We start from the raw sequence: 9,058 nt of genomic DNA on the forward strand, positions 1-9,058 counted from the left end.
GTGGGGGCGGGGCGGGGACGAAGGTGACGCTGAACATCCTCACGCCCTTCGGCCTCACGCGCGTGGGCTCCGAGCCGTCGGAGGTCCAGGTCGCGGTGGACGAGGACTCCGCGCGCGTGGAGGTGAAGCTGGGCGCCATCGAGCTCGTCTCCAAGGACGGGCGCACGCTGCGCGCGGCGGAGGGCGACGCGGTGGACCTGACCCGCGACCGCGCGGAGGTGGTGCCCGCGGGCCCGCGCGTCGTGGAGCTGGCGCCCATCGCGGTGACGGTGCGCGCGGCGCCCGGTGGAGATGCGGAGGTGAAGTCGAAGGCGTCGGGGAAATGGCGCAAGGTGCGCCGCGAGGGCGAGGTGCTCGCCTTTGGCGACGGCGTGCGTGCGAAGGGCGGCGACGCGGTGCTGTCGCTCAAGGACAGCGGCTCGCTGCTGACGTTGTCCCCTGGCGCGGAGGCGGTGCTGGAGGGCGCGGGGCAGCAGGGCGTCACCGACGAGGCGCGCGTCAACCTGCTGCAGGGCATGCTGGCCGTGCAGCTCGCCACCGGGCGCACCAGTCGCGTGGTGCTGCCGGAGCTGACGCTGGAGGGTGGGGGCGCGGCGAAGCTCGAAATCCGCCGCACCGGCTCCGGCTTCCTCGTGGCGGCGCACACGGGCGACGTGACGCTCACGCGAGGCGCCACGCGACAGGCGCTGCGCGCGGGCGAGCGCGCCACGGTGGAGAACGACGGCACGGCGAAGGTGGAGCCGTTGGAGGCGGCCTCGGTGGCGCTGGGGCCGGGCGAGGGCGCGAAGGTGTACCACCGGGGGCTCGCGGAGGTGGCGCTCACCTGGGAGGGCGAGGGCGACGCGGTGGTGGAGGCGGCGCTGGACGCTGGCTTCACGCGCCGGGTGCTGTGGGGCCGGGTGCACCGCGCGTCGGTCAACGTGTCAGCGCCGGCGCGGGGCACGCTGTACTGGCGGGTGCGCAAGGAGGACGGCACGCAGGTGGCCGCCGGCAGCGCCCTCTTCGCCCCCGAGTCGCCGACGAGCGCCCTGGCGCGCGTGCGCAACGTGGTGCCGGAGGGGCCGGAGAAGACGACCATCTTCTACCAGGACAAGCCCCCGGCGGTGACGTTCAGCTACGGCGCGGAACCGCAGGCCCGTACCTATCGCGTGGCGGTGTACAAGGCGGGCGCGCTGACGACGCCGGTGGCGCAGCGCACGGTGACGGACACGCGCGCAGCACTGGAAGCGGGGGCGCTGGGCGAGGGCAGCTACCTGTGGTCCGTCACGCCGCTGTCCCAGGCGGGGGCGGCGCTCAAGGGCGGCCGGATGAACAAGCTGGAGCTCGTCTACGACAACTCGGTGGTGGGGCTCGTCGTGGACAGCCCGCGCCACGGGTCGCCCGCGGCGGAGAAGGTGCGGGCGGCGGGGGTCGCGCCGGTGGACGCCCGCCTGTCCATCAACGGACGGGCCGTGCCCCTGGACGGCAAGCACCGCTTCGATACCTGGGTGGCCCCCATGGGAATCCCCCCCTTGCTGGTGTTTAAGATGACGCGTCCCGGTGCCCCGGACGTACTCACGGTGCGCACCCTGAAAACGCGAGGGCCTTGAGGCGATGGCACCCCCCCAGCCCACTGTTCCCATTCCGGATCCCGCCGGTGCCTCGGCCGTGCCGCTGTTGCAGCCCTACGGCCAGTACGTCCTCGTGCGCAAGCTGGCCGAGGGAGGCATGGCGGAGATCTTCCTCGCCAAGCTGCTGGGCGCGGACGGCTTCGAGCGCAACGTGGTGCTCAAGCGGATGTTGCCGGCCCTGTCCGCCATCCCCGACTTCGTGGAGATGTTCCGCGACGAGGCGCGGCTCGCGGCGAAGCTGTCGCATCCGCACATCATCCAGATCCACGAGCTGGGCTTCACCGACGGCTGCTACTACATCTGCATGGAGTACCTCGCGGGCGAGGACTTCTCCACGACGCTGCGGCTCGCGGGCCGGCGGCGTCAGTACGTGCCGCTGCCGGTGGTGGCGCGGGTGCTCATCGACGCGGCGCGCGGGCTGCACTACGCGCACACCTTCACCAACGAGCAGGGCCAGCCGCTGCACGTCGTGCACCGGGACGTGTCGCCCTCCAACCTGTACGTGACGTACCAGGGCCAGGTGAAGGTGTTGGACTTCGGCATCGCCAAGGCCGAGTCGCGGCTGGTGCAGACGCGCACCGGCGTGGTGAAGGGCAAGTACATCTACATGGCGCCGGAGCAGGCGCAGGGCAAGGAGGTCGACCATCGCGCGGACGTGTTTTCACTGGGGGTCAGCCTCTACGAGGCCGTCACGCACGTGCGGCCCTTCTCGCGTGAGAACGACCTGGCGGTGCTCAACGCGCTGTTGCAGGGCGAGTTCGAGAAGCCGCGCGCCCTGAGGCCGGACCTGCCCGAGGGACTGGAGGCCATCATCCTGAAGGCGATGGCCTTCAAGCAGGAGGACCGGTACGCGACCGCGGACGACTTCGCGGACGCGCTGGAGGCGTTCTCGGCGACGCTCCCGGGAGGCGTGGCCGGCGCGCCGTCGCTCGGGTCCTTCTTGCGCAATCACTTTGGCGAGGAGCGCTACACGGAGAAGACGCGCATCCCGACGCTGGCCACGCTCTCGGCCGCGCGTCCCATGGATTCCGAGTCCGCGGCGGTGGTGCCGCCCGTGCCGGGCACGAACGCCTATGGTCAGGCCGCGCGCGTGAGTGGAACGGGCATGAGCCCCGTCACCGTGCACGGCAGGACAGGGGCTTCCGTGCAGCACGCGGCCCCCGCGCCCGCGGTGGTGGAGGGCGCGGCTTCGTCACGGCCCGCGTCCCGTCGCTGGCTGATGGGTGTCGTGGGCGGGGTGGGGCTGATGCTCGCGGGCGCGGCGTTCGTCGTCACGCGGCCTGCATCCACGGGCGGGGCGGTGACGCAGCCGCCGTCACCTCCGGTCGTGACGAAGGTGGCACCCACGGTCACGCCGGAGGTTCCCACCGCACCGGTGGGCGCGCAGGCTCCGACGGCCGGAGCGGACACGGCACCGGGAGGCGAGTCCCCCACGCCGGCCGGTGGCACGGTGGCCGCGTCCGTGACGGACGTTCCCCCGACGCCGGACGACGGGCCGGAGCCCTCGCACAAGCCCGCGGGGCGTGTGACGAAGGAGCGGGTGTCGCTGGGCATCGAGGACATCCAGCGCGTGGTGTCGAACGGTCGCTCGAAGATCACCGGCTGCTTCGAGCGCTACAAGTCCGACCTGCCGTCGACCGCGGGCGAGGTGCAGGTGCAGCTCACCATCGTGTCGTCAGGCAAGGTGCGCGCGGGCACCCGGGGGCCACTGGCCTCCACGGACGTGGGCCGCTGCCTGGAGGTCCAGGCCCAGCGCCTGCGCTTCCCGGCGCACCGCGACCAGGAAGTCACCGTGCTGATGCCGTTCTCGTGGAAGGTGACGCAGTAGGGCCCAGGCTCGGAGTCCGGAGCCTGGAGTCGCGTCCCGCCGTTACAGGTCGCGGCGGGCGGAGAGGGCCTTGGCGAGCGTGGCCTGGTCGGCGAACTCCAGGTCGCCGCCCATGGGCAGCCCCTGGGCAAGCCGCGTCACGCGCAGGCCAATCGGCTTGAGCAGGCGCGTGAGGTAGAGGGCGGTGGCCTCGCCTTCGATGTCCGGGTTGGTGGCGAGGATGATCTCCTCCACCCGGCTGTCGTTGAGGCGCTCCAGCAGCTCCTTGATGCGCAGCTGCTCCGGGCCCACGCCTTCCAGCGGGGACAGCACGCCGTGCAACACGTGGTAGCGGCCCTTGAACTCGCGGGTGCGCTCCAGCGCCATCAAGTCGGAGTACGTCTCCACGACGCACAGCGAGCGCTCATCCCGGCGCGAGTCGCGGCAGAAGCCGCACAGCTCCGAGTCGGTGAGGCAGAAGCAGCGCACGCACAGGTGCACCTTCTCCTTCACCTCGCGGATGGCGAGGGAGAGGTCGACGGCGTACTCGCCCGGCGCTCGCAGGATGTGGAAGGCGAGGCGCTGGGCCGTTTTTTCGCCAATGCCCGGCAGCTTCGCGAGCTGGGCGACCAGGCGGTTCAGCGGATCGGGGGTCATCCGGTATTAATTAATGCCGGGGATCTTGATGCCGCCCGAAATCTTGGCCAGCTCGCTCTGCATGTGCTGACGGCTGTTCGCCAGGGCAGCGTTCACGGCGGCGGTGACCAGGTCCTCGAGCATCCCGGGGTCGTTGGGGTCGATGGCGCTCTTGTCGATCTTGATGCTGCGGATCTCCTGCACGCAGTTGGCGACGACCGTGACGCGGCCCTCACCGGACTTCGCCTCGACGGTCTCTTCCGCCAGCTCCTTCTTCCGCTCCTCGATCTTCTCGGTGAGCTTGTTCGCCTGCCGGATGAAGTAGTTCAGGTCGATGCCGGGCATGTGCTTCCTCGGTCCCCGGTCGTGGGAGCGCGGGCCTTCATGGCACCGCTCGGAGCAGGGACGTTGCGGCGCACCCTAGCGGGGCCCGGGGGCGTTGTCAGTCGTCAGGAGTGGTGGGGACGTCCGTGAGGACGGCCGGTGGCCGCTCGGGCTCGTACACCTGGATGTGTTCGATTTCGCCGCCCAGCATCTTGAGGATGGCCCGCACGGACGCGTGGCTGCGCACCTTTCCCTCGGTGGACTTCTCGTGGGTGGCGCGGCTGTGGGAGTCCTGTTCGGAGATGCTCAGCCCCAGGCCATGGGCCTCCTGGGCCTGGGCCACGTCCTGGATGGTGAGCTTCACGGGCCGGCCGAAGTGCGCGGCCAGGGCGGCATCGACGGTGGCCTTGCCCGCGGCGGCCGTCACGGCGGCCTTGTGGAAGGCGGCGGAGGGCGGGAAGCCGAGGACGATTTCGCCCGCCTTCATGGACTGGAGGCGACCGTTGGCGAGCGCCGTGCCGTGGCGCACGGACGTGGCCTTCACGCTCTCCACGGCGGCACGCCAGCGCTCGGGCAGGGAGCGGTTCGGGTTGTCGCGGCCCGCGGCCGGGGGGGCCACGGCGGGAGGCGGTTCGGGTTCGGGCTCGGAGGCTTCCGGTTCGGGAACCGGAGCCGGAGCCTGGACTGCGGGCTCGGCGGGAGGCAGGCACTCGCCGGAGGCACAGCCTTCGGCGGAACCCTCCTCGGGGAACAGGCGTTCGTCCGCGTCCTCGTCGCCGGGTGGCGGAGGCTCCGGAGGGCCCACGGGTTCGGGCCGGCGCATGTTGGTGATGCGCACGGTGGGCCCGGGCTCTGCGCCGAGGGCCGTGGGCTCTGCGTTGCGTGCGGCGGGCGTGGCCTCGGCGTTGCGATCCACGGGCGCGGACTGATCAACCCGCGCGATGGGCGCGGGCTCAGCGTTGCGTGCTGAGGGAGCGGACTGATCAACCCGCGCGGTGAGCGTGGACTCGATGCCACGCGTGAGTGGCGTGGGTTCGTGGCCACGGGCCGGCGGAGTGGGCGGAGGTGGCGACTGGGAGGGCTGGGCGCCGCCGTCGCGCAGGAAGGAGAGGGGACGCGCCGCCGACGGAGGCAGGTCGTCCATGACGATGCCCGGAGCAGGCGGGCCGTCCATCGCGGGCGCGGCACCGCCGCCATTGCGGAGGAACGACAGCGGGCGCGCTGCGGACGGAGGCAGGTCGTCCATCACCACGGACGCGGGGGGCACGTTGGCGGGCGTCGGAACAGGTCCGCCCGCACCACCGCCATTGCGGAGGAAGGAGAGGGGCCGGGCCGCGACGGGGGACAGGCCCTCCATGAGCGCGGCGGGAGGCGTCTTCGCGCCTGCCTGGGACGCCGCAAGGTGCGGCGGGACGAATGAGGGTGATGCCGCTCCCGCCTGCGCGGCAGGGCCCTGCGCCTCGAACGGACGCGGCGAAGCTCCCGCTTGCGGTGCGCTGGCCGGAGCGTCGAACGGACGCGGTGTGGCCCCTGCGTAGGCCGCAGGCTCCCGTGCTTCGAACGTACGTGGCGCAGCCCCTGGTGGGAGCGGCGTGGCTCCCGCGTAGGCGGCGGGCCCCGGTGCCTCAGTGGCAGGACGCGGCGGTGCCGTTACGGGCGGGGCCACCGCGCGCACATCGGATGAACGGGACGGGGGAGGCTCGGACGGGGCCTCAGACGCGAAAGTTCGTGGGACCGGAGCGACCTCCTGGCGCTCCGGACGTGCTCTTCGTGGCGCCATCCGCGCCGAGCCCCGCCGACAGCCGCTCCACGCGGGCCAGCAGGTCTGGAATCGAACCGGCGGGCGACAGCTGGATGGCCTTGAGCAGTGCCATCTCCAGCGCCAGCCGGGGCTGCGCCGCGCGCGATACGTCCCAGATGCAGCCGTGCACGATGTCGAACAGGCGCGACAGCTGCGCGGTGTCCGCTTCCTTCGCCAGCGCCAGGAGCGCCTTCTGCTCGGACTCGGCCAGCTCCGCCGGCGCCTCTCCCAGCGACTTGGTGACGAACAGGTGCCGCAGCTGCAGCGCCAGCTCCTCCGCCAGCCGCTTCAGGTCCAGGCCCCGGTTGAACACCTCGTCCACGCGGCCCAGCACGCGCTTGGCGTCCTTGCGGACCAGCGCTTCCGCGAAGTCCTGCACCACCGTGCGGTCGATGGCGCCCATCGCCTCCGCGACCGCCTCGTCCGTGGGGTTGGGACCGCACGACGCCAGAATCTGGTCCAGCAGGCTGAGCGCGTCGCGCATGCCGCCTTCGGACTGGCGCACCACCAGCGACAGCGACTGCTCGGAGATGCCCGCCTTCTCCGCGAGGCAGATCTCCTTGAGCCGCTGGAGCATCCGCGCCGCGGAGATGCGGCGGAAGTTGTGGCGCTGGCAGCGCGACAGGATGGTGTCCGGGAGCTTGTGCGCCTCCGTCGTCGCGAAGATGAACTTCACGTGACCGGGCGGCTCCTCCAGCGTCTTCAGGAGCGCGTTGAACGCCGCCCCCGAGAGCATGTGCACCTCGTCGATGATGTAGATCTTGTGACGGTCGCGCTGCGGCAGGTACTTCGCGTTCTCGCGGATCTCGCGCACGTTCTCGACGCCGTTGTTCGAGGCGCCGTCGATCTCCGCCACGTCCACGCTGGTGCCGGCCGTGATTTCGGTGCAGGCCCGGCAGGTGCCACACGGGTTCGCCGTGGGCCCCTGCTCACAGTTGAGGGCCTTGGCGAGCAGGCGGGCGGCCGTCGTCTTGCCCACCCCTCGAGGGCCACAGAACAGGTACGCGTGCGCGACCCGGTCCATCTTGATGGCATTCCCGATGGTCCGGACGACGTGCTCCTGTCCGGTCATGTCATCGAACGTCTGCGGGCGCCATTTCCGGGCGAGGACGAGGTAGCTCATGGAGGACGTCATCTAAACACGGCGGGGCGAATGATCCATGGAACGTCCATTCCTCCCGCCGTGAGACGCACTCCGCCTCAGCGTCCGAGCGCCTGTAGCACCACGTTGGCCGCGTTGTGCCCCGCCGCGCCGATGACGCTGCCCGCCGGGTGGCAGCCCGCGCTGCAGAAGTAGAGCCCCTGCACCGGCGTCTCATAGGGCAGCCGGTCGGTGAACCCGAGCTTGTTGTCCACATGATGGATGTGGCCGCGCGTGATGCCGAAGTGGGATTCAATCTTCGGAGGCGTGAGCGCGAAGTACTCCTGGACCAGGTCGCTCGTGCCCGGAGCGAAGCGGTCGCAGATGGACAGCAGGTGCTTCACGTACCGGTCCTCCTCCTTCTCCCAGGTGGTGCCCGTGAGCTTCTCCGGCACCCACTCCACGAAGAGGGCGGAGTTGTGGTGCCCTTCCGCGTCCTTCAGGGTCGGGTCCACGGTGGTGTGCACGTACCACTCGATGGAGGGGAACTCCGCCAGTCGCCCCGCCTTGGACTCCTTGTAGCCATGCGCGAGCGCCCCCAGCACATCGTCCTCCTGGGGCAGCAGGTGGATGGTGGGCCCGAACTGGCCCCGGTCCTCGGGCAGGCAGGTGAAGGTGGGCAGCCCCTTGAGGCACAGGTTCACCTTCAGCGTGGTGCCCGGCGCCGACATGCCGTCCACCTTGCGGCGGTAGTCGCCCGGCACCGCGGCCGCGTCCACCAGCTTCAGCGTCCGGAACGGATCCGCGTTGGAGACGACGACCTTGGCGGAGATTTCCTCGCCGCCCTCCAGCACCACGCCCTTCACCACCCCTGCGTCCACGCGCACCGAGGCCACCTTCGCGCCGGTGCGGAGGACCGCGCCGTGCTTGCGCGCGAGCTGCTCGATGCGCTGGGTGACGGTGCCCATGCCGCCTTCGACGATCATCCACGTGCCGCCGCTGCCCGGCAGCCGGCAGAGGTTGTGCACCAGCAGGTTCATGCCCGTGCCCGGCGTGTCGTAGCCGCCGTCCAGGCCGGAGAACGCGTCGGTGACGGCGTACATCGCCTTCACGAAGTCGGACTGGTAGCCGAAGCGCTCCAGGTACTCGCGCGCCGTGCCGCGACACAGGCGCACGAAGTGCTGGCGCAGGGCAGGGCGCACGTAGCGCTCGGCCGTCTCCTCCAGGGACAGCGGCGGCAGGAGCCACGCGGGGGCCAGGTCCTCGCGCAACGCGCCCAGCTCGGTGTTCATCGCCACGTGGGCGTTCCAGTCCGCCTCGGAGAAGAACTCGCGGAACTGCCGCTCCAGCTCCCGCTCGTCCGAACCGAACAGCAGGTAGCGCTTGTCCATCGTTGGCAGGAAGTAGTGCGGATCCCTGCGCTTCAAGGGCAGGTCCAGCTGGAGCTCCTGGAGCAGCTCCGGCGGCATCAGCCCCAGCAGGTACGCGCCGGTGGAGACGCCCAGCTTCGGCGCGGTGCGGAACGGGTACTCCGTCTTGCACGCGCCACCCACCATGTCCTTCTCTTCCAGCACGGTGACCGACAGGCCCCGGCGCGCGAGCATCGCCGCCGCGACAAGTCCGTTGTGGCCCGCTCCCACCACGATGACGTCAGGCATGGTCTGCCTCCTTGGGAAACGCTTGGGGAAAAGGTCGTTCCTACCCGAGCCCGGGCCTCCCCGACAAACGCCGCGCGCCTTGCGTCGGCCGTCAGGTCCAGAAAGAGTCGCGGCCGTCCCGTGAACGCCCCCGCCCCCGAC

At 71.1% G+C, this 9,058-nt stretch carries 7 protein-coding genes; 2 read left to right on the top strand and 5 right to left on the bottom strand.

Features of this window, described 5'->3' with window-relative positions:
• Positions 1-1,589: hypothetical protein (locus D7V97_RS35105; RefSeq protein ID WP_120614988.1), on the top strand; the 1,589-nt coding region annotated here is incomplete at its 5' end.
• Between the two features lie 4 nt (positions 1,590-1,593).
• The gene (locus D7V97_RS35110; protein WP_120614989.1) at positions 1,594-3,438 is read left to right on the top strand and encodes a protein kinase; all 1,845 of its coding nucleotides are present in this window, start codon (positions 1,594-1,596) and stop codon (positions 3,436-3,438) included.
• A gap of 42 nt (positions 3,439-3,480) precedes the next feature.
• Here the strand turns inward: D7V97_RS35110 and recR are convergent, their stop codons facing one another.
• From recR to D7V97_RS35135, 5 genes are all read right to left on the bottom strand, one after another.
• Positions 3,481-4,074: a recombination mediator RecR gene (recR, locus tag D7V97_RS35115; RefSeq protein ID WP_120538409.1), complete on the bottom strand. Its 594-nt coding sequence runs from the start codon at positions 4,072-4,074 to the stop codon at positions 3,481-3,483.
• Between the two features lie 6 nt (positions 4,075-4,080).
• On the bottom strand, positions 4,081-4,398 hold the full coding sequence (locus tag D7V97_RS35120; protein WP_120614990.1) for a YbaB/EbfC family nucleoid-associated protein: 318 nt from the start codon (positions 4,396-4,398) through the stop codon (positions 4,081-4,083).
• Positions 4,399-4,495: 97 nt separating this feature from the next.
• Positions 4,496-5,734 carry a DNA polymerase III subunit gamma/tau gene (locus D7V97_RS46190; protein WP_233583420.1) on the bottom strand — a complete coding sequence of 413 codons (1,239 nt, stop codon included), beginning with the start codon at positions 5,732-5,734 and terminating at the stop codon, positions 4,496-4,498.
• A gap of 355 nt (positions 5,735-6,089) precedes the next feature.
• Positions 6,090-7,301, bottom strand: a complete 1,212-nt coding sequence (gene dnaX / locus D7V97_RS35130; protein ID WP_120614993.1) for a DNA polymerase III subunit gamma/tau — start codon at positions 7,299-7,301, stop codon at positions 6,090-6,092.
• A gap of 77 nt (positions 7,302-7,378) precedes the next feature.
• A complete protein-coding gene (locus D7V97_RS35135; protein ID WP_120614991.1) occupies positions 7,379-8,917 on the bottom strand; it encodes an NAD(P)/FAD-dependent oxidoreductase in 1,539 nt (512 codons plus the stop codon).
• Positions 8,918-9,058 lie beyond the last annotated feature (141 nt).

This window comes from Corallococcus sp. CA053C (assembly GCF_003611675.1).
In the GTDB taxonomy this organism is placed as follows: domain Bacteria; phylum Myxococcota; class Myxococcia; order Myxococcales; family Myxococcaceae; genus Corallococcus.

Bases quoted from the DNA above. Each gene is read 5' to 3' on its own strand.
- D7V97_RS35110 (WP_120614989.1), top strand. From the start codon at position 1,594: ATGGCACCCCCCCAGCCCACTGTTCCCATTCCGGATCCCGCCGGTGCC.
- recR (WP_120538409.1), bottom strand. From the start codon at position 4,074: ATGACCCCCGATCCGCTGAACCGCCTGGTCGCCCAGCTCGCGAAGCTG.
- D7V97_RS35120 (WP_120614990.1), bottom strand. From the start codon at position 4,398: ATGCCCGGCATCGACCTGAACTACTTCATCCGGCAGGCGAACAAGCTC.
- D7V97_RS46190 (WP_233583420.1), bottom strand. From the start codon at position 5,734: ATGGAGGGCCTGTCCCCCGTCGCGGCCCGGCCCCTCTCCTTCCTCCGC.
- dnaX (WP_120614993.1), bottom strand. From the start codon at position 7,301: ATGAGCTACCTCGTCCTCGCCCGGAAATGGCGCCCGCAGACGTTCGAT.
- D7V97_RS35135 (WP_120614991.1), bottom strand. From the start codon at position 8,917: ATGCCTGACGTCATCGTGGTGGGAGCGGGCCACAACGGACTTGTCGCG.